At 57.7% G+C, this 20,663-nt stretch carries 13 protein-coding genes; 10 read left to right on the plus strand and 3 right to left on the minus strand.

Annotated features, from left to right (window positions below):
- Positions 1-27 precede the first annotated feature (27 nt).
- The 8 genes from ACP7E4_RS18415 (at position 28) to ACP7E4_RS18450 (ending at position 12,671) form a co-directional block, all read left to right on the plus strand.
- Positions 28-1,158 (plus strand): glycosyltransferase family 4 protein, encoded by a 1,131-nt coding sequence (locus ACP7E4_RS18415; RefSeq protein WP_426116472.1) that lies wholly within the window; start codon positions 28-30, stop codon positions 1,156-1,158.
- A gap of 8 nt (positions 1,159-1,166) precedes the next feature.
- The gene (locus ACP7E4_RS18420) at positions 1,167-1,964 is read left to right on the plus strand and encodes an ABC transporter permease (RefSeq protein WP_426116474.1); all 798 of its coding nucleotides are present in this window, start codon (positions 1,167-1,169) and stop codon (positions 1,962-1,964) included.
- A 1-nt stretch (position 1,965) separates the two neighbouring features.
- Entirely contained in the window at positions 1,966-3,174 is a 1,209-nt protein-coding gene (locus ACP7E4_RS18425; protein ID WP_047579831.1) for an ABC transporter ATP-binding protein, read from the plus strand.
- Positions 3,175-3,391: 217 nt separating this feature from the next.
- Complete coding sequence (locus tag ACP7E4_RS18430; RefSeq protein WP_426116477.1) at positions 3,392-3,880, plus strand: REP-associated tyrosine transposase; 489 nt, start codon at positions 3,392-3,394, stop codon at positions 3,878-3,880.
- A 300-nt stretch (positions 3,881-4,180) separates the two neighbouring features.
- Positions 4,181-5,560, plus strand: a complete 1,380-nt coding sequence (locus ACP7E4_RS18435) for a class I SAM-dependent methyltransferase (RefSeq protein ID WP_426116479.1) — start codon at positions 4,181-4,183, stop codon at positions 5,558-5,560.
- Positions 5,561-5,575: 15 nt separating this feature from the next.
- Positions 5,576-8,464 carry a glycosyltransferase family 4 protein gene (locus ACP7E4_RS18440; RefSeq protein ID WP_426116481.1) on the plus strand — a complete coding sequence of 963 codons (2,889 nt, stop codon included), beginning with the start codon at positions 5,576-5,578 and terminating at the stop codon, positions 8,462-8,464.
- Positions 8,461-10,059 (plus strand): glycosyltransferase family 4 protein, encoded by a 1,599-nt coding sequence (locus ACP7E4_RS18445; protein WP_426116483.1) that lies wholly within the window; start codon positions 8,461-8,463, stop codon positions 10,057-10,059. Before ACP7E4_RS18440 ends, ACP7E4_RS18445 begins: the two co-directional genes overlap by 4 nt.
- Before the next feature lie 368 nt (positions 10,060-10,427).
- The gene (locus ACP7E4_RS18450; protein WP_426116485.1) at positions 10,428-12,671 is read left to right on the plus strand and encodes a DUF4214 domain-containing protein; all 2,244 of its coding nucleotides are present in this window, start codon (positions 10,428-10,430) and stop codon (positions 12,669-12,671) included.
- Between the two features lie 121 nt (positions 12,672-12,792).
- Here ACP7E4_RS18450 and ACP7E4_RS18455 read toward each other — a convergent pair whose 3' ends face one another.
- Entirely contained in the window at positions 12,793-13,551 is a 759-nt protein-coding gene (locus ACP7E4_RS18455; protein WP_426116487.1) for a SapC family protein, read from the minus strand.
- Between the two features lie 328 nt (positions 13,552-13,879).
- Between ACP7E4_RS18455 and ACP7E4_RS18460 the strand changes: the two genes are divergently transcribed.
- Positions 13,880-14,434 carry a hypothetical protein gene (locus tag ACP7E4_RS18460; RefSeq protein WP_426116489.1) on the plus strand — a complete coding sequence of 185 codons (555 nt, stop codon included), beginning with the start codon at positions 13,880-13,882 and terminating at the stop codon, positions 14,432-14,434.
- Between the two features lie 295 nt (positions 14,435-14,729).
- Here ACP7E4_RS18460 and ACP7E4_RS18465 read toward each other — a convergent pair whose 3' ends face one another.
- Positions 14,730-17,684, minus strand: coding sequence for a beta strand repeat-containing protein (locus tag ACP7E4_RS18465; protein WP_426116491.1), 2,955 nt, complete (start codon positions 17,682-17,684; stop codon positions 14,730-14,732).
- 794 nt (positions 17,685-18,478) lie between these two features.
- Here ACP7E4_RS18465 and ACP7E4_RS18470 point away from each other — a divergent pair.
- Entirely contained in the window at positions 18,479-20,380 is a 1,902-nt protein-coding gene (locus ACP7E4_RS18470; protein ID WP_426116493.1) for a DUF4214 domain-containing protein, read from the plus strand.
- Between the two features lie 20 nt (positions 20,381-20,400).
- On the opposite strand, the gene ACP7E4_RS18475 is transcribed toward ACP7E4_RS18470, so the two are convergent.
- Positions 20,401-20,663 (minus strand): hypothetical protein (locus ACP7E4_RS18475; protein ID WP_426224897.1); only part of this gene is annotated, 263 nt, incomplete at its 5' end.

The following is a 20,663-nucleotide window of genomic DNA, read 5'->3' on the forward strand; positions in this document are numbered from 1 at the left end:
CCAGCTCGACCAATGGGCTGCCTGCCTATGAACCGTCTCCTGTTCGACGCCACTCGCCTGCTTGAATCGGGTTTGCACACGGGCATCCAGCGTGTCGTGCGTTGCCTGCTGAGCGCAGCGCAACGTCAATTCGGTCAGCCGGGCTGGCAGATCCTGCCGGTCACCTTCGACGGCGATCAGTGGCAAGCCTTCGACTGTCTGGCTCCGCACCCCTGTCAGGGGCTGGGCATTCATGCACAACCCCCGGGTCAAAAGATCGAACCAGGTGACGGCGATATCCTCCTGCTGTTCGATGCTTCCTGGTACGCCAACCCATGGCCCGCAGTGGATGCCGCATTGGCCCGTGGCGCGCGACTGGTCGGCATGGTCCACGACTTGCTGCCGCTGGAACACCCCGAATGGTTTCGCGACGGTCTGGAGCAACGCTTCAGCGAGCACTTGCACGCATTGGCCAGCCGCGCCGAGCAATTGTTCGTGCCCACGCAGGCTGTGCGCAGCCGTCTGGTGGAACGTCTGGCGCGACATGACCTGCAAGGAACCGTCAGTGTTCTGCCCCATGGCGGTGATTTCTGCACCCTGATGCCCAGCGCCGAGCAAATCCACAGCTACAAGGCTTCGCTGCCTGCTCCAGCCACTGCTGACGATCCGTTGTTTCTGGTCATTGGTACGCTGGAGCCGCGCAAAAGCCACGCCCTGGTGCTCGATGCGTTCGACACGTTATGGGCCCAGGGCAAACAGCCGCGGTTGCTGTTCGTGGGCAATGTCGGTTGGCAGGTTGACCGGTTGCTTGAGCGTCTGCAAACTCACGCGCTGCTCAATGAGCGCCTGTTTCATGCGGCCAACCTGAGCGATCCTGCACTGCTCTGGCTGATCCGGAACTCCACCGCCCTGATTTATGTGCCCAGAGACGAAGGTTTCGGCCTTCCCGTGCTTGAAGCTGCCATGCAGGGCTGTCCGGTCATTGCCGCAGACATTCCGGTATTACGCGAAGCCGGCCGGCAATGGCCCTGTTACATAAAGCCAGACAGCCTCCCCGAACTAATCCAGGCCATCGACACTTTTGCCCAGCGTAAAACGGCCCAGCCCTTTTATCGCACCTGGGATGACGTGGCCCTACAACTAGGAACTTTCCTGAACATGGCGAGCCGAGCACAATGAAAACGACCTTGTCAGTTTTCTCCTTATTGAAAGATGTCCTGCGTTTTCGGGGGCTGATCTACGCCATTACCCTGCGTGAGATAAAAAGCCGCTACGCCGGTTCGACGTTCGGCGCCTTATGGCTGGTCGTACCCCCGATCTTCATGGTGTTTATCTATACCGTGATCTTCTCGCGCCTCATGCAGGCACGAATGCCGGGCATCGAGCACCAATACGCCTACAGCATCTATTTGTGTGCCGGCCTGATCACCTGGAATTTGCTGCTGGAGCTGGTTCAGCGTGGCAAAGGGGTGTTTCTTGAACACGCCAACCTGATCAAGAAGTCCAGCTTCCCCAAATTCATCCTGTTCATTCCGGTGATTGCCGTCGCGGCGCTGAACAGCCTGATTCTGCTGGTGCTGGTGATCGGCTTCATGCTGATCTCGGGTTACCCGATTATGCCGACCATCCTTGTGCTGGTGCCTATTCTGGGCATTACCGTGTTGCTGGGCATTGCCGTCGGTGCATTGCTGGCGACCCTGAACGTGTTCTTCCGCGATATCGGGCAACTGTCCGACGTGTTTTTCCAGGCACTGTTCTGGGCCACGCCTATCGTTTATCCACTCAGCATTCTGTCTGAGCGGGTGCAGGAAATCCTGTCGTGGAACCCGGTGTTCCCGCTGGTACTGACCGCGCAACGTGCGCTGTTGGGCGAAGCCTTGGGCATGCGCCCGTTGGTTTACCCGCTGGTGTTCGGCCTTATCGTCTTCCTTCTGGCTGTGCTGTTGTACAAGCGCAGCTACAACGACCTACTTGATCAGATCTGATATGACTATTCTCGTTGACCAGGTAGGGAAGGCCTATCCAAAACTCAAAGGTCGCTGGCACGCACTGGGCACATGGCTCGGGCTGTGCAAACGCGATCAGAACTGGATCATCCGCGACGTCAGCTTCAAGGTCGGGCAGGGTGAATCCGTGGGCATCATCGGCGTCAATGGCGCCGGTAAAAGCACGCTGCTCAAACTCATCACCGGCACCGCAATGCCCACCGAAGGCACCATCACCACGACCGGGCGCATCGCTGCGTTGCTTGAGTTGGGCATGGGCTTTCACCCGGAATTCACCGGTCGCCAGAACGTGGCATTGGCCGGTCGCATGCAAGGGCTGGAGCGCGATGAAATCATCGAGCTGATGCCCGCGATCGAGGCCTTTGCTGAAATCGGTCATTACTTCGACATGCCGGTGCGCACCTATTCCTCAGGGATGTTCGTACGTCTGGCCTTCAGCGTGGCCACTGCCGTGCGTCCTGAAGTGCTGATCGTCGACGAAGCGCTGGCCGTGGGCGATGCCTACTTCCAGCACAAATCCTTCGCGCGGATTCGTGATTTCCGTGAGCAAGGCACCACGTTGCTGTTCGTGTCCCACGATCCGGGCGCGATCAAAAGTCTGTGCGACCGGGCCATCCTGCTGGGCGATCACAAGATGCTCATGGACGGCAAACCGGACGACGTGCTGGATTTCTACAACTCGCTGATCGCCCGCAAGGAAGAAGGCTCGTTGCAGGCCCAGGCCGTCAACGCGCCTTACGCTGGCCGCTCCGGCAATGGCAAGGCGCGCATTGAAGAACTGACCATCAGCAGTAATGGCAACGCCGCGCACATGCTGGAAGTTGGCGCGCCGTTGACCCTGACCCTGAAAATCAAAGCCAACGAGCCGATCTACGATCTGTCCCTGGGTTTCATGTTCAAGGACCGCACCGGCTACGACATCTTCGGCACCAACACCTGGCTGCGTGGTGAATTGCGCGACCTGGGCGTCAACGCGGGCGTGGAACAAACCCTGACCGTGACCATCCCGGCGCTGAACATCGGACCCGGCAGCTACAGCCTGACCCTGGCCTTGCATGGCGGCGCCGACCACATCGAAGACAACTTCGACTGGTGGGACAAGGCCGCGGTGTTCAACGTAACCGGACATACCGGCTACAAACACTTCGCTGGCGTCTGCGCGCTGGAAGCTTCGTTCAAGCTGGATTGATGCGCCCAACGCCATTCGGGGACAAGTCCCCTCCTACCGGTCCAATGTAAGCCCGGTAGGAGGGGACTTGTCCCCGAGGCGTCGGATTGGCTTGCATCACCTCGCCTGACACCCCTCTGAAATTCCCCGAAAAACACTGCACCAGCATCCCACTATTGCCTGACGCATTCTGGCGGCTCATCCGCTCATCCGCTCATCCGCTCATGAGGGCAAGGGAATGCCAGGTTCACATCTACGCTATGGACGTTTCTCTAAACTAGGTCAAATCTATCTGGTGACCTCGGTCATACAGGACCGGCAGCCTGTCTTCGCTGATTTTCATTTGGGTCGCCTGGTTGTCAATGAATTGAGGCGCGCACAAAAACAAGAATTGGCGCAGTCCTTGGCATGGGTCGTAATGCCGGATCATCTGCACTGGTTGTTCCAGCTGCAGAAAGGCACGCTGAGCTGCCTGATTCAACAAGTCAAAGCCCGCAGTGCTATAGCCATCAATAGAGCCCGATGCAGCAATGGGCGTTTGTGGCAGGCGGATTTCCACGACCAGACCATTCGCCGTGATCAAGAGCTGATAAACGTGGCCCGCTACATCATCGCCAATCCCCTGCGTGCCAACCTGGTTCAATACATCGGCGACTACCCATTGTGGGATGCGGCATGGCTTGAATCCACACCGGGGAGCTCAACCCAGCATGACTGGTTGAGCTGACACACACCAACCCGGAAGGAGGGGACTTGTCCCCGAAGAGGCCAGCCCAGCCCCCCCCCATCTGCCTGACCCAACGCCGTTCCCGGACAAGTCCGGTCCTACCGGTTCAGCGCAAACCCTGGCCACCAACGAAATTTCCCACAGTCAGTCACGCAACATCCGAATCAAAAACAAGTCCCCTCCCACCCAGCCCTTCACCTGCGTAGAATGGCCGCCTTCATATTCCCGAAATAACGCAGCTTTATAGCGTTATGAACTCATCAGCATGTACTGGCTGCTAACCGGTCTTGAACGCAAATAATGACTATCGATCTTAAAAAACTGCAAAAAGACATCGTGGCTGAAGTCAATCGCCGCGAATACGAGCGTGTTTCAGCGGGCGCCCAGGCGTCGAAGCTCTCGGCCAATCTGCCCAACGACCTGATTCGCGCTTTCGAGCCGATGGAGCTCGAAGGCTATTTGCCGCCGGGTCCGGAGCGCTACATTCCGACCATGACCGACGACACCAGCGGCGACGCTCAGCCGGCCCAGGCGCAGATCCCGCCGCCGAGCCTGTATCGCAAGCTGCGTGGCATTCCGGTGATCGGCAAATACGTCGGTCATCCTCGGGTCATGAGCTTCTTGACCCGTGCGCGGCAGCGACCGGGCGGTGCGTCGGTGAAGAACGTGGTCATCATGCTCGTGCGTGCGGTGGTCTATCGCATTCCAGGCATGCAGCGTCTGGTCTATGTCGGCATGGCTCTGCGCCATATGCCCGAGCGCATGAATGCCCTCGAATACCACCTCGCCGACGGCAATACCCGCCTGCGCAACATCGGTTTGCAGATCCAGAACCAGACCAACCAAAGTCTCTACACCCACGCGCTGGCCATCGAGCAGAACGAGCAATACCTGGTCACGCGCCTGGAACGCCTTGAACAGCGTCAGCGCGAACAAGCGGTGATGGTGTCCGAGGCACAAGCGGGCAGTGGCAACCAGGTGTTTGCGGCGCAGGCCGAAGAACCAGGCATGCCGCCTGAGCTGTATCTGGAATTCGAAGCCAATTTCCGTGGCTCGAAAGAAATGATCCGCGAGCGCCTCAAAGCCAACCTGCCGTATTTCATGAGCAATGCCGACGCGGCATTGACCACCGATCCGGTGCTGGACCTGGGCTGTGGCCGTGGCGAATGGCTGCAACTGCTTAAAGAAGCCAACATCCCGGCCGTTGGCGTCGATACCAACACCGCCATGATCCAGTGCTGCACCGATGCCGGTCTTGAAGCCTATGTCGGCGATGCCCTGCGCTACCTGGCCAGTTTGCCCGCCCACAGCCTCAGTGGCCTGACCGCGTTTCACATCATCGAGCACATCCCGATTGACGTGTTCATTGCCCTGCTCGACGAAGCCCTTCGCGTCGTGCGCCCCGGTGGCGTGGTGCTGTTCGAAACGCCGAACCCGGAAAACCTGATCGTCGGCGCCTGCAACTTCTACATCGACCCGACGCATCGCAACCCGATGCCGCCGGCGCTGGTGGGGTTCCTGCTCAAGGCACGTGGTTTCGAGCGCGTCGAAATCGACCGCCGTCACCCTGGCGACCCGATCTTGCACCTCAAAGGCAACGACGAAGCGATCACCGGCCCTCTCAATCGACTGCTGTTTGGCGCGCAAGACTACGCCGCCATCGGCTATGCGCCTGAATAAGACTGAACTGACCTCATGCATCTAATTATCTGCAATGAACGCCTGCTGTTTCGTTTCGGTGTCGACCGCGTTTTGCTGTTGCTTGCTCAAGGCCTGAAAGCGGCCGGCTGGCACATCACTTTCGTCGCCCAGCGCGCCAACCATGACGTGTTGCGCAGCATCACCGATGACATCCACACGCCGCCGCTGCACCACGGCCCGTACACCGAACTCGACCAGGTCACCGCCGAATGGCTGCGTGACAACCGTCACCACTTCGTACCGGTCGGTCATGATCCGGCCGGCACTGTAGCGTTGATCGGCGGCTGGCCGTTCTATGCCTCCATCGCCGTGTTCCGTCAGTGGGGCATTCCCACCGTGGCCCTCGATTGTGGCGGCGTGCCGTATGAAGACATGCAAGGTCCGGCGCGTCTGGTTCAGGAACGTCTGCGCGCTCAGCGTCGGGAATTCCTGCCCGAAGCCCAAGTGGTTACGCCCATCAGCCACTTCGTTTCCCGCACCCAAAGCCTGCCCGATGCCGGCCCCGGCGTGAAGATTTCGATGATTCACCTGGGCGCCGACCATTTGACCGGCGGCGTCGATCAAAGCCTCTGGCAAAACGGCCATCAGGCTGAAAGCGCACTCAGCGCAGCCGATGCCGACGACGGCCCGATCATCATCAACCTGGGTCGCTGGGAAACCGGCAACTACAAAAACAGCGAAGGCCTGTACCCGATTGCCCGGCAAATCATCGCCGTGCATCCCAAAGCACGCTTCAGTGTGCTGGCCACCGCCGAAGAACTGGATTTGCCCGACGACCTCAAGGCGCACATTTTGCCCTTGGGCCACCCGAGCGATGCCGACCTCAATACCCTGATGGCCAACGCCGATCTGGGCATCAGCGTTTCCCACTGGGAAGGCTTCAACCTGCCGCTGGCGGAAATGCAGCAGCTGCGCAAACCGGTGCTGGTGCTGAACATCGGCGCCCATCCGGAAGTCGTCGCCGACGAGCAACAGCTGTGCAGCGATGAACACGACATCGCCGAAAAAGCCCTGCGCGTGCTGGCCGGTGAACTGCTGACCGGCGCCGAGTGGGAAACCCGCCTCGACACCTTCCAGCAGACCTTCACCTGGCAGCACACCATCAAGGCGTACGCTGAATTGCTCGCCGACCTGGCGCCGATTCAGGATCTGCCGGTGCCGCAACTGGTCATCGACACCAGCGCCTGCCTGCGCGACACCGCCAACACTGGCGTGGCCCGCGTGGTACGCAGCCTGACCCGCAAATTGCAGAATTTCGGCCAGCCATTGTTCGTCACCTGGAACGAAAACCTGCGCGCCTACGTGCTGCCCACCGAAGCCGAATACCGCAATCTGGCCTTGTACGGCGGCCCGCTGCCTGATCCGGAGCATTACGTGCTGCCGCGTTCACCGGCCCATGCGCCGCAAACGTTGGCCAGCCTTGGCGGTCGTCACCTCAAAGGTGGCTGGTTGCTGCAAAGTGAAATCGTTTTCGAACGTCAGGGCCCGGCTCGCCGGGAAGCCGCGCGGGAACTTGGCCTGCAAGTCGCGGCCATTTTCTACGATGCCATCCCCGTGACCCACCCGGAATGGGTCGCCGACATCAGCATTCGCGACAACCACGCGGCTTATATGAGCGGCCTGGCTGAATGCGACCGCGTGCTGCCGATCTCTCCGGACGCCGGCAAACAACTGCAAGCCTTCTGGCAGCGGGAAAACATCACCCCGCGCGCCCAGGTTCGCACCTGCTGGATTCCCGGCGAACTGACCGCTTCGCCACGCGCCACTACCCCGGCCGACGCGCCGCGTGCGGGCGAACCGCTGCGCATTCTGTGCGTCTCGACCCTGGAACCGCGCAAGAACCATAAAGTCCTGCTCGCCGCCGTCGCACGTCTGGCCGCGGATTACCCGGATCTGGACTGGCAGCTGGACATGATCGGCAACCGCTACGCCGGTGCCGACTACATAGTAGAAGCGGTGCGCGAAGCCAGCGCCGCCGATCCGCGCATCGTCTGGCACGGCGTGGTCGATGACGACACCCTCAACGATTATTACGCCCGCGCCCACGTCAGCGTTTACGCCTCGCTGGTCGAAGGCTATGGCATGCCCATCGTTGAAAGCCTTTGGCATGCGCGCCCGTGCATCTGCCACAACGGCGGCGTCATGGCTGAACTGGCTGCCGAAGGCGGTTGCCGCACCGTCGACATGACCGACCCCGCAGCATTGGCGGCCATGATCCACGAACTCGCGACCCAGCCCGCGCAGTATCTGGAACTGGCCAGCGAAGCCGTGGCCCGTCCGATCCTGACCTGGCGCAGCTACGCCCGGGAACTGCTGCGTCAACTGGCCAGCCACAACCCGCGCCTGGCCCTCAAGCCATTGCCGCGCCAGTGGCAACACTTCCTCATCGCGCCGGAGCTTGCTTTAGTAGAAGCGCCAGGCCAATTGGCCCTCGCCACCTTGCTGACCCATCGTCCTGCGGCTTGCGCCTTGATCATCGGCGAGCACCCGCAATGGCTCACGGCGCTGGCCGGTCGGCACATTGTGCGCGCCTGGCAACTGGCCGAAGGCGATGCATCCGGTTCGGTGACCCGCGAAGGCAACCTCAGCCGCATCAACGCGCCTATAAAGGAAGCGCTGCGGCTGTTGCTCGATGAATTGCTGATCAACGAAATCGACATCGACCTGATCATCCTCGCCGCTGATCAAACCGACAGCCTGGACCTGCAACACCTGCTCGGCAGTCGCGTGACAGGGCAGGGCGCCGAAGGCCTTCTATTAATAGAAGGGGAAAACACCAGCGGTATTGCCCTGACCCTGGGCCTGGCCGCTGATGCCGACATCGAACTGCCCGGCTTGCGCGGCTATCGCTTCCCTTACGCAGCGGCAGGAACCGAGCCATGAAAGTCCTCGTCATCTCCAACTTTTTCCCGCCGCACGTCATCGGCGGCGCGGAAATCATCGCCCATCATCAAGCCCGTGCTCTCGCGGACCGTGGCCATGATGTCCGGGTGCTGGCCGGTGACAACAGCCATGGCTTGCCCGGCTACCCGATCCAGACCGAAGTCTTCGATGGTTTGCCCATCACCCGCGTGTCCTTGACCCAACGCGACTTCGCTCCGACCGGCAACAACGTCTGCCACCCCGGCGTGGAACGTATCTTCCTCAACCTGATTGCCGACTGGCAGCCTGACGTCATCCATGCCCACCACATGGCTGGCCTGTCCTTGGGCATCCTGCAACTGGCACGCGAACACGGCATCCGCATCGCATTGACCCTGCACGACCACTGGGGTTTCTGCATGAACAGCACGCGGATCACCACGCAAAACACCCTGTGCCAGGACAGCACCCAGTGCCACACCTGCCATGAACACATCCATGACGACGACGTGCAACTGCCGCAACGCATGCGCCAGGACTACCTGCGCTGGCAGCTCGACGCCGTGGATTACTTCATCTCCCCGAGCCGCTACCTGGCCGATCAATACATCCTCAACGGCATTCCCGCTGAGCGCATGCACGTGATCGCCAACGGCATTGAACTCGAACGCTTCATTAATACCGCGCCGCCTGCGCCCGGCGAACGCCTGCGTATCCTGTTCACCGGCTACATGGGTGGGCATAAAGGCGTGCCCGCGTTGCTCGATGCAGTAGCGTTATTGCCCCAGGAAAAGGTCCATCTGGACCTGGTCGGCGATGGTCATATGCTAGCTAGCTATATAGCTATCATGAAGAAAAACGCCCCAAATGTCTCGGTCAAATTCTGGGGCCGCCTGCCCAATGCCCGCATTGCAGAGCGGTTCGCCGAGGCCCACGTATTCGTGCTGCCCTCGGTTTGCCCCGAGAACCAACCCGTCACCATCACCGAAGCCATGGCCTGCGGCCTGCCGGTGGTGGCGTCGCGCATTGGCGGTATTTCCGAACTGGTCGATGAAGGCCACACCGGCTGGCTGGCCGAGCCGGGCGATGCCGCAGACCTGGCCGAGCGCCTGGGTTACTACATCGCCAACCCGGAGCAGATCGCCGCCCACGGCAAAGCCAGCCGTGAGCGTATCCAGGCGTTTGCGTTCGGTTTGCAGATCGAGCGAATTGAAGCCTTGCTGTCTTCCCCGGCCACCGAGCGCAGCGAGTCGTTGCGCCTGATCGCCTGTCACGGCGCACCTCTGGACGCAACGTTCAGCGCCGTGCTCGAAGAAGTTGCCCCGGTCCCCGCCAACCGGCCGCAACCTGTAACGCAGCCGTGCTTCATCCCCGTCAACTGGATCAAACCTGAAGCAGCAGCATTGCTCTGGGTGTCCGGTGCAGTGACAGGTGACCCTGACACAGCTCTGCAACAAATTGCGGCGTATCGTGAACTGGAAAAACCGGTTGTGTTAGACGAGCGCAACATCTTCGTTGCACGGCGCACCGAGAACGCCTTGCAGGTGCGCGGAAAAAATCAAACAGCCTTAGGCCTAAAGGTTCTAACAACGCTGCCGAAAGCTAGTATTGTGTAGCCACGAAGCGCGTAGGAAAGATCTGTGCGTTCCGTAAGAAAGGTTTTGTAAGCCGCTCTTTTAGCTAAAAATTCCCTTTACATTTGTTTTTGAATGCTGCCTATTAGGTGCCGATCAGTGTCAAAACGACATGATTGAGACCTAGTAGGTGGGAACTATAGCTGTAGGATGTTTCGATAGATAAATACTATCTAGAAAAATTTCCTACGAAACATTGCAATTTTTCCTACCGTAATGGCTGAGATACACAACTACCTATGCTAGAGTGCCGCCCAAGGCTGCACGGTAGTGCTGGGCAGCTGATGAACGAGACAAAGATTGTCCGTTTGTGTGTCAGCTTCTTTTTATAATGATTCCTGGAGTAAACAATGGCTGCTTCCACCTACTTTGCACAAGTTCAACAACTGTACATCGCCTACTTTGGCCGTCCAGCTGACACCATTGGCCTGAATTTCTGGGCTACCCAAATCGACGCCGCTAACGGCAGCATCGCTGCAGTTCAGGCTGGCTTCTCGGCTTCGACCGAATCCCAAGCTCTGTTCGGCAACAAGTCGACTATCGACAAAGTGACCGCGATCTACCAGAACGCATTCGGCCGCGCTCCAGAACCAGCTGGCCTGGCTTTCTGGGTTGCTCAACTGGATTCCGGTAAAGTTACTCAGGCTCAAGCTTCGTGGACCATCCAGCAATCCGCTGGTGCTGGCGACGCTGCTGTAGTTCAAGCCAAACTGGTTGCCGCTCAAGCGTTCACCGCTCAGATCGACACCACTGCTGAAATCGTTGGCTACCAGGGTACTGGCGCTGCTGATGCAGGCCGTGCATTCCTGGCTACCGTTGTATCCGCCGCTACTGGCGCTACCGCTGTTACCAACGCTCCTTCGGCTCTGGCTACTGCTGTAGCTGCTGGCGGTACTGGTTCGTCTTTCTCTCTGACTGCTGGCGTTGACACTCTGACCGGCACTTCGGGCAACGACATCTTCACTGCTGACAACACTCAGACTGCTAAAACTCTGGGCGCTGCTGACACCATCAACGGTGGCGCTGGTGTTGACACCCTGCGTGTGTTCCTGGCTGCTGGTGACTCTTCTTTCACCAACCCAACTCTGAACAACGTTGAAAACGTTACCATCAACGGCGGCATCGTTACTGCTTACACAGCAGCTGCTGGCACTACTGGTCTGACCATCGAAGCTCCAGTTGCTTTGGGCGCTACCTACACTGTTGCTGGCCAAGCCGTAACTCTGAAAGGTTCCGCTCTGGCTGGCACCACGACTATCGCTTCGACAGCTGATACCGCTGCGAACGTTACTCTGAACAGCTGGACTGGTAGCACTGTTGACCTGGCAGGCACCAAAGTTGCTACCGCAACTCTGACTGTTACTGGCGCAAACAGCTCGATCACCCTGACCGACACTGGTCTGGCTCTGAAAACGCTGAACATCACTGGCGACCGCGGCCTGACCGTTGTTACTCCAGCTGGTCTGACTTCGGTTAACGCTTCTACCGCTACTGGCGCTGTAAGCGTTGACGGTTCGGCTAACGCTGCTGTTGCTGCTTTCGCTTTCACTGGCGGTGCTGCTAACGACACTCTGACCCTGCGTGCAGGCGACCTTGGCGTTCTGACAGCTGGTACTCAGCTGAATGGCGGCGCTGGCACCGACACTCTGGTAATCAAAGACGCCGCTCTGGTAACTGCTGATTACACCAAACTGAACGCCGTTACTGGCTTTGAAGTTCTGGGTCTGGGCGTTACCAACACTACCGTTGACGCTGCTCAGCTGACTGCTATCAAGTCCTTCTCTGTTGGCTTGACTGGCGACACCATCAGCAACCTGGGTGCTGGTACTTCGGTAGCCGTTACCGCTAACGTTGCTGCTCTGACTCTGGGCGCTGCTCTGGGCAACACCGCTACTGAAATCGCTGTTGGTACTGCTACTACTGCTGGCACTGCTGTTACCTCCCTGACTACTTCGGGCCTGACCACTCTGGGTCTGACTTCGAACGGTACAGCTGCAAACACTGTTGGCCTGAACAACAGCGACAACACCACTGTTACTGTCAAGGGCGCTACTGACCTGACTCTGACTCTGGCTGCTGGTACTACTACTGGTTCCAAAGTTGACGCTTCTGCTTTCACTGGCAAACTGAGCGTGACTGGTTCGACCCTGGCTGACGTGATCATCGGCGGTACTGGTGCTGATAAGGTCACTCTGTCGACTGGTGCAGATACCATCACTCTGGGCGCTGGCGCTGATACCGTAGTTGGCCCTGCGTTTGTACAGTCGTCTGCAACTTCGATGACCACCATTACTGACTTCGTTGCTGGTACAGACAAGATCGACCTGTCTGCATTCTCCAACGGTACTGGTGTGTTCACCGCTACTGCAGTAAACGTTACTGCTGCAACTACCTTGGCTCAGGCTCTGGATCTGGCTGCTACTGGTGACGGTAGCCTCGCTACTGGTGCCGGCCAAGTTAAGTACTTCCAGTTCCAGTCCAACACCTACGTTGTTGGTGATAACACTGCAGGTGCCACGTTCACAGCCGCTACTGACACTGTGATCAAGCTGGCTGGTCTGGTTACTCTGACCGCTACTGACGTAATCGCCTAAGTCTCCTCGGAGGCACACCTCTCACGCAAGTGAGAGGTGTGGTGATAACAAGAAAACCCCGCTTCCTTCACAGGAAGCGGGGTTTTCCGTTTTACGCGTTTATATCGTTAGCATTGGAGGTTCACAGACCTGCAAAACTAAAGGTTCCGCCGCCAGCCTCTTCAGTTTTGGCGCTGTCTTTTTTGGTTTTCTTCACCAGCAATTGCGACAGAAAAACTATGTTATTCATTGAAAGGAGCTGAGCGTAAATAACCGGGAATGCAGCTGCCTTGCGCAAGGCCAGAAAAGCCTCATCGGTAATAGCGTTCAAGGCGGTTTCATCAATGCGATAGAGGCCAGTCAATGGCTGCTGTGTCTCACCGTCATGCACAGTCAATTCCCATGGTTGAATCAGACCCTGCTCGGCCAATGCTGCGCAGATATCCTCGGTCAGAAAACGAGTAGTGTTGTAGTGGGTCAGCAATTTGAAAATTTTGCTAACGCCTTCAGCAATTTGGTTGTCCTCGCCAAATAGCGCTTCACCCAGCATGCCATCGGTCAGATTCGACTCCTCAATGCACAATACTTGTTGCTCTTTGTTATCCGGTATTTCCAGCAGCTGGAAGGGGCGAGCGCGATAGCTGAGCGGTATATAAGCGCCTCCCAACCATTCATTGTTTTCGGTCAGCAGCAAATTTTCTTCGGTCCGTAGCCCCATAACCGCGACCAACACAAAACGATCTTCATGCCTGACGAAAGCGACAGGCATTGTATGAATAGCGTCTACCAGTTCATTGACGAAAATCGGCGTTACGATTTCTTTCTTGGCAAATGCCATTGAAGGATGACGCAACCAACGCTTGTCTTTATGCACTTCACTGCTGACCGGCACATACGACATCTAAATACTCCTGTTAAAAACCATCGCCCAAAGCGACCAAAAACCTGTGCCCGACCCTAACAGCCACGCTCGGTGGTGTCATGTCCTACACCATTCAGGCCGATAGTCTGACGAAATGCAGCGCATTGGTCGAGGCGGGCCGGTGCGTGTAGGAAATAAAGCTCTGTTGCGTTTGAATCCCTTCGTAAATCGAACCGATATTCCCGACATCTCCGGCTAATTTAGCCGTCTGCCCGCTCAGCCCTTGATAACCGCCCCATTAGCGGCCATCTACAACAGGGACTGCGGCCTTTATCTTCGGGCTGCGCACTGAATCTGGAGTGTATGAGTGAGTACGGAATCTGCTACGCCGGCGCCTGCGCCGATGGACCTCAAGCGTATTACCACCGAGATGCATGAACTCGAAGACCGCCTGCAAGTGGTGGGCGAGCTGGAGTCGGGCGGGCCGGTGGTGTTCTGGTTGACCCAGCGCCTGGTCAAACGCCTGGTGCCGCATCTGTTGAGCTGGTTGCACCCGGCTGCCATGGGCGCCAATGCGGCGGCCCCGGTGCCGGATTACCACACCGATGCGATCCAGAGCTTCGCCCAGCAGGCCGCCATCGCCCAGTTGCCCGAACAACCGCCCGTGCAGGCTGCGCAGCAGGACAGCAAATGGCTGATCGACGCGATTGATGTGGTCCGCACCCCGGAAATCGTCGCCCTGACGTTCAAGTTCGGCGAACAGAAAGCCACGCTGCTCATGGCCCAGCAACCGCTGCGGCAATGGCTGGCGATCCTGCATGACCAATGCCGCAAGGGCGAATGGACGCTGGATATCTGGCCGGACTGGATCATCGACAGCGCGCCAAGCGAGAGCCAACAGGTACGCGCGACGGTGCATTGATGGCCCCATCGAGGACAAGTCCTCTCCCACCGGGTGTGTGTGGCTTTGGTAGGAGGGGACTTGTCCCCGATTGCGGTGGCTCGGGCGATGAAGTTCTGTCAGGCAGATTGAGGTTGGCTGGGCTGGCTTTATCGAGGACAAGTCCTCTCCCACAAGTTTTGCGCAGATCCGGTAGGACCGGACTTGTCCGGGAAGGCGGTGGTTCAGGCAATGAATCCCAATCAGGCAACCAAGGCTGTCAGCACCACACTTTGTGGGAGAGGACTTGTCCTCGATTTTGCTTGGCGGGAAGGCTCTATACGGGGTTCATGGCAACAACGCCCGCTGTCACGCTGGACCCTGAGAGTTCAATCGTACCGGACAACATCACGACGCTATCGGCACCCGCAGTAAAGACGCTGTTCGCCGAAGTGTCCTGCACGATGTAGGTATTACCGCCGAACTGGAACCAGTTCAGGACAGCGCTGGCACCCGCAGTGACGCTGGTTGTTGTCGCTGCGTCCAGGTAATTATCCAGACTGGCCTGCCCGGTTAATTTGGCCCCAAGGTTGGCTTGCACAGAGTTGATAGCCGCACCTTTGGCCCCCGAAAAGTCGATGGAGTCGCCAATGCCTAATCCGGTGGTTTGGGTGTAGGCCGCCTTGGTGGTGGCAATGCCTGCCAGCACCAGTTTGTCGGTCCCTGAACCAAAGATGATGATGTTGGTGCCAGCGCTATTGCCAAGGGTGACGATGTCGTTGCCGTTGCCAGTGGTCAGGACGTTGTTACCACTGCCGCCGGTGTAATTGACCACTGCGGCGCTGACTCCCGAAAGATTGATGTTGTTAGTGCCGGCCTCGCTGCCCTTCACGGTAATGGCATTGGCCAGGCTGCCTGAGGTCCAGGTAAAGCCACCCTTGGTAATGCCGCTGGCATCGACCGACGTCAGGGCAGTGCTGGTTGCTGTGAGGGTCAGGCCCGCGTTGCCCGCGACGGTGATGGTGTTGACCGAATTGCCCTGCAGGGTCAAAAAATCATTAAACGTACCGGTGGGGTTGGCCTGGGCGTCAGTGACAGTGATCGCGATGTTCTCGACGTTCACGGCATTAATGCCTGTGCTGGCGAACTGAACGCCCGCCGTCGACTTATCTGTCAGCTTCATATTCAGGATGTCGTTGGTCCCGATAGCAAAACCGGCACCGTCAACCACATACCTCGTGCCTGCGCCGGTCAGTTGCAGCGTGCTGCCGCTGACCATGTTGGACAGCGTCTGACCATTGCCGCCGCTGGTGGTGAACTGGGTGGCCCCCACGAAGTTGCTGGTATTGATGGTTTGATTGGTCGAGCCGCTGAACACCACTTCCTCAAAACCCGAAACCAGTGCAGCGCTGTTCAGCGTGGCCGCATTCGTTGCTGACACCTTCAACACATCAGCCGTACCCGCACCACCGTTGATGGTTTGGCTAGCCATGCCGGTCAGGGTGACCGTATCGATACCAGATCCGCCCAGGTAGCTGGCTTTCGTGCTGTCGATGCTCACGGTAACGTTGCCTGACGTGGCGGAGGCGTCAATCGAGGTCAGTTTCGTGATCTTGCTCAGGTCCGCAGTGAGGCCTGCCGAGCCGCTGACTTTAAGGCTGGTCAGTGATGACAGGCCGGTAGCGCTGGCCAGCGTCAGCGCCTGGGTGCCCGCGAGATTAAGCGTGGTAATGCCGCCTTCAAAAATATTGGTGAGTGTCGAGTCACTCCCTGTCGTGGTCAGGTTAAGGGTGGAGTAAATACCCGCGTCGATCAGACTTCCGCCCGACTGGCCGTCCAGCGTCAAGTTGAGTGTGGTGACGACTGGGACGCTCAGGCCGCTGTTGCTGGTGATGATGTTGCCTACCCCGCCTTTCACGCTCAGATGGGTCAGTGCAGTGCCGGAGATGGTTATGTTGGTGACATTGCTCACCGCTACGTTGCTGATGGTCCCCACCAGAGTTGCGCTGCCACTATTTACATCGGTGATCGTTACGCTGTTGGTGATCACACCCGCTGCGCTACCGCTGGCAGTGGCCAGGGCGGTGTTGGTGATGTCCACTGTGGTGGTTACGGCTGTGCCGGTAACCGTGACTGAACCTAGCTCGGTCTCAGTGTTGACGGCGTTGCTGGCTATCTGGGCGACTTTGACAGCCGTACCGCCCTTGACCGTTGTCGCGCCCATGCTCCCCGCAGCAGAGGAGCTGTTGCTGACGGTGACGGTGCCAGTCGGCGCAAGGGTCGAGCCCACAGTGATTGAGCCCGTGGTTGAACCGCTCGCGATTACCGAGACCGTTGAACCGCCATTCACCACTATTGTGTTGGCGCCGTTAATAAGCGCTGTTGCAGTGACAGCAGTGGCTGTCCCGGCCAGGATCTCCATAGGACTTTTGCTGCTTTGAGCGGTGAGGCTGGTCAGGCCGGTCCAGCTCGACGTATCCAGGTCCACACTACCGCTGGAGGTGAAGGACGCTGATTCGACGTTGGCGACTTTTAGCCCCGCAGAGCTGATAGCGGATGTGCCGCTGACGGTTAGCGTGTCGATGCCCGCGCCGCCGTCGAGCACATCGCCAGTGCCGAAGCCACCCACGAGGGTCGAAGTGAAGGTGTCGTTAAATGATGTGCCGGTGAAGTTGTCGGCCCCGGCAGTCAGGGTGAACGTTTGCCCCGTGGCAGGCGTAACGGGCGTAACCGGTGGGGTCGTGGTTGTATTGGTGGCCGTCGCCACGCTGGTGGCCAGCGTCGTGGTGGACGTCGCAGCTACAAGGGAAGCGGGTGTTGCATCGACGCCATTAAGGAAGGCGCGGCCACTGGACGCGGCCGTTGTGCCGACATACCCGGCAAGTTCGGCGCTGGTATCGATCTGCGCGGTAAAGGCTTTGGCTGCAGCCAGCTTGTTGGCGACCGAAGTGGCATCGCCCGGGCCTGCCGAAGTTTGAATCTGATAGGCGGCCTGCGCCGGGTTCACGGTGCCGGAGTCGATCTGGGCAACCCAGTACGCCAGACCTGCGGGCTCTGGATTACGGTTGAACAGCGCCAGGTAAATAGAAGAAACCTTTTGCGCAGTGGTCGCGCCTGCGTACAGCACGCCTGATTCGGTGGACGCGGAAAACCCTGCAATCACCTGCGCGACGCTGCCATTGGCGGCATCTACATTGGCAGCCCAATAGGCCAGCCCGACCGGATCAGCTGGGCGCCCGAAGTAGGCGATATACAGCTGCTGAATTTGATCGAAATATGTCGAAGCTGCCATTGGTAGAACTCCATGTACACGCAATTGAGGGGCACAAAATACCGTAATGGCACATTAGCATAGCGCGCGCGCAGTTAATCGCGTGCTGGTAGGGTATTTTTTGCTTACTGGGAGGAAATTTTTTTAGAGCGAGACTTTCCGCTCTAGCTCACGGGTTTCAAGGCTTGAACAGAGGCGACGACATAAAAAAGCCGCTGCCAGGCTCCAGTTTGTGACCCAGTTAGCGACTCTGTGCAGGATGAGGCTCGCTTTAGAGGGTTTCATCGCGTACCCTGCGTCGGTAGGTTGTGAAGCGCTATGCCGTAAACACAAACCCCGCCTTTCAAAAGAAGGCGGGGTTTTTGCGTTTATGGTCCTACCGGGCACTACACACTACCCGGTGGCAGAGGACTTGTCCTCGATAAGGCCAGCCCAGCCAACCTCAATCTGCCTGCCCCGGCTCATTGCTTGAGCCACCGCTATCGAGGACAAGTCCTCTCCCACCAAGGCAACGCGTTCCCCACAAATACTGTGTAACCCACACATCTTCCCGGACAAGTCCGGTCTTACCGGGACGGCGCTGAACCGGTGGGGCTGTCAGCCGACATCGATATTAATATTTATTTTGGAACTAATCCGAATATAACAAAATGAATTGACCCTCAGCCAAAATAATCTCTGACTCAGATCATGAACCAGGCACTTGTCATTATTTCCTACGCGTATGTGTGGTACGTTCAGTTTCCTTCAATAATCCCGATTTAGACGCTTTGCGTAACGTCAGGATTATTTAACTAATGGATTTAGGAATTAAAATGGCCGCCTCGACGTATTTTGATCAGGTTCAACAACTTTATATCGCTTACTTTGGCCGCCCGGCTGACACGGTAGGTCAAGCCTATTGGGCCGACCGAATCGACGCCGCCAATGGCAGCATCGCTTCCGTTATTGCCGGTTTCTCGGCCTCTGCCGAATCGCTTGCCTTGTTCGGCACCGCCACCAGCGCGCAGAAAGTTACCGCCATCTATCAAAACGCTTTTGGCCGTGCGCCTGAAGCTGCAGGCCTGGCTTACTGGGTTGCACAATTGGATTCCGGCAAAGTCTCCCAGGCTCAGGCTTCGTGGACCATCCAGCAAGCAGCCGGTCCTGGCGATGCCAGCGCTGTGAACAACAAACTGATTGCCGCCAAAGCCTTCACCGCGCAGATCGACACTAACGCTGAAATCGCCGGCTACAACGGCGCCGCCGCTGCTGCCCTGGCACGCACTTATTTGTCCAAAGCCGATGCGACCTACGCGTCGATTGCCAACGTGGCGGTTGATTCTGTTGCTGCGGTAGGGGCTGCTACGGGTACTGTGGTGGTGACGCCGCCGGTTACTCCAGTGACTCCGGTTCCCACGTTCACTGCCACCAAAGATGGCGGCAACGTTGTCACCTTCGCTAACGCAGGCACTGCCATTTCGGTCACTGAAGCTTTGGGCACGTACACCTTTACCAGCAACGGCGTTAATGCGGGTAGCGCAACGGCCACAGGTACAATCAGCGGCATTACGGTGGCTGCCAGCACCACGTTGTCGATCACCAGCTTGTTGGCGGCAGGTAAAGGCTTTACTGGTGCAGGCACCATCGCGCTGACTGATACCGGTTCAGTAACAGCAGCAGCACTCAAGGCAATTGAAGCAGCCACTACCGTGGGTTTGGTGAATGCGACTGCGGTGACAGCTACTAGCGGTTCTGTTGCAGATGTGAAGCTCGTCCTGGTAACTAATGAGGGGACTACGGGTAACAAAATCGACATGGGGCCAACTGTTGCAGTGACCTTGAATGATGCTGCGGCAACCGGCATTTTGGCAACGGACCTGAGCGCTATTGGTTCGGCAACCACGGGTGTGGTAGCGGTGACCAACTCAATCAACATTACGGGCACGGTTGCTGAAGCAACGGCCGCATTGGTGACTGCTGATTCTCTGGTTGTAGCCGGTGCCGCAACGGTAGCCTTGTCTGGTACCACAGCTTTGGCATCCGCTTTGACCGCAATTGATGCCAAGACAACTGGGTTGATTACTGCCACTAGCATTACTTCGGTTACTGGCACGGTTGATGAAGTCAAAGCGTTTGCAGATGCTACTGGATTGACCATTACCAAAGCAGCTAATTATTCAGTTACTTTGACTGGCGCAGTAGACTCCACCAGCATCAACGCAATTGATACCAATAATGGTAACGGCACTATTACTTATAATATTGGAAACACAGGCAGTACTGTTTCCTTCGCCGGCGTTACTGGTGCAGTGACCATCGTTGGCGGCACGGGTGCTGATGTCATCACTGGTGGTGCAGGGGCTGATATTCTGACTGGCGGTGGCGGTGCTAACAAATTCGTGATCGGCAATAATGATTCGGGTATTGCACAAGCAGCAGCCGACCGAATCACGGACTTTGTTGTTGGTGTAGATAAATTAGCGCTGGGGGTAGCCAGCTCCGCCACCAACACTACTATCGTTAATACTGCCGTAGCAGATTACGCCACGGCGTTGGCGGCGGCTAACGTGTCGTTTGCTGCTGATACTGGCGGTCTTCAAGAGTATTACGTAGCCAACAACGGTATCGACACTTTTGTGTTTGTCGATAATGGCGCTACTCAAACCTCTGCCGATCAAGCAATCATTTTGACAGGCGTTAAAGTTCTGACGTTTGCGGACATCATTGCTGCATAATTTCACCGATGAATACTCCATTACTCAGGTGATGGGATTCTGGTGAAAGAAAAAATAATCCCGCTGGCCGAAAGGTCAGCGGGGTTTTTCGTTTTGCCTGATGAAATTTCCTTGGCTATGCCACCGCCATCGAGGACAAGTCCTCTCCCACCGGGGCAGCGCCGATGAAGTGCACCCCAAAAGTTGGACACCCATCCAACCTCTGGGGTGTTTTTCATGAGCAAGTACACAACACAATTCAAGCTGTCCGCCATCGAAGCCTTTCTTGAACGAGGCAGAGGCT

It is taken from the genome of Pseudomonas sp. DSP3-2-3 (assembly GCF_049898225.1).
Classification (GTDB): Bacteria; Pseudomonadota; Gammaproteobacteria; order Pseudomonadales; family Pseudomonadaceae; genus Aquipseudomonas.

Coding starts and splice junctions, on each gene's coding strand:
- ACP7E4_RS18415 (WP_426116472.1), top strand. CDS start 28: ATGAACCGTCTCCTGTTCGACGCCACTCGCCTGCTTGAATCGGGTTTG.
- ACP7E4_RS18425 (WP_047579831.1), top strand. CDS start 1,966: ATGACTATTCTCGTTGACCAGGTAGGGAAGGCCTATCCAAAACTCAAA.
- ACP7E4_RS18430 (WP_426116477.1), top strand. CDS start 3,392: ATGCCAGGTTCACATCTACGCTATGGACGTTTCTCTAAACTAGGTCAA.
- ACP7E4_RS18435 (WP_426116479.1), top strand. CDS start 4,181: ATGACTATCGATCTTAAAAAACTGCAAAAAGACATCGTGGCTGAAGTC.
- ACP7E4_RS18440 (WP_426116481.1), top strand. CDS start 5,576: ATGCATCTAATTATCTGCAATGAACGCCTGCTGTTTCGTTTCGGTGTC.
- ACP7E4_RS18445 (WP_426116483.1), top strand. CDS start 8,461: ATGAAAGTCCTCGTCATCTCCAACTTTTTCCCGCCGCACGTCATCGGC.
- ACP7E4_RS18450 (WP_426116485.1), top strand. CDS start 10,428: ATGGCTGCTTCCACCTACTTTGCACAAGTTCAACAACTGTACATCGCC.
- ACP7E4_RS18455 (WP_426116487.1), bottom strand. CDS start 13,551: ATGTCGTATGTGCCGGTCAGCAGTGAAGTGCATAAAGACAAGCGTTGG.
- ACP7E4_RS18465 (WP_426116491.1), bottom strand. CDS start 17,684: ATGGCAGCTTCGACATATTTCGATCAAATTCAGCAGCTGTATATCGCC.
- ACP7E4_RS18470 (WP_426116493.1), top strand. CDS start 18,479: ATGGCCGCCTCGACGTATTTTGATCAGGTTCAACAACTTTATATCGCT.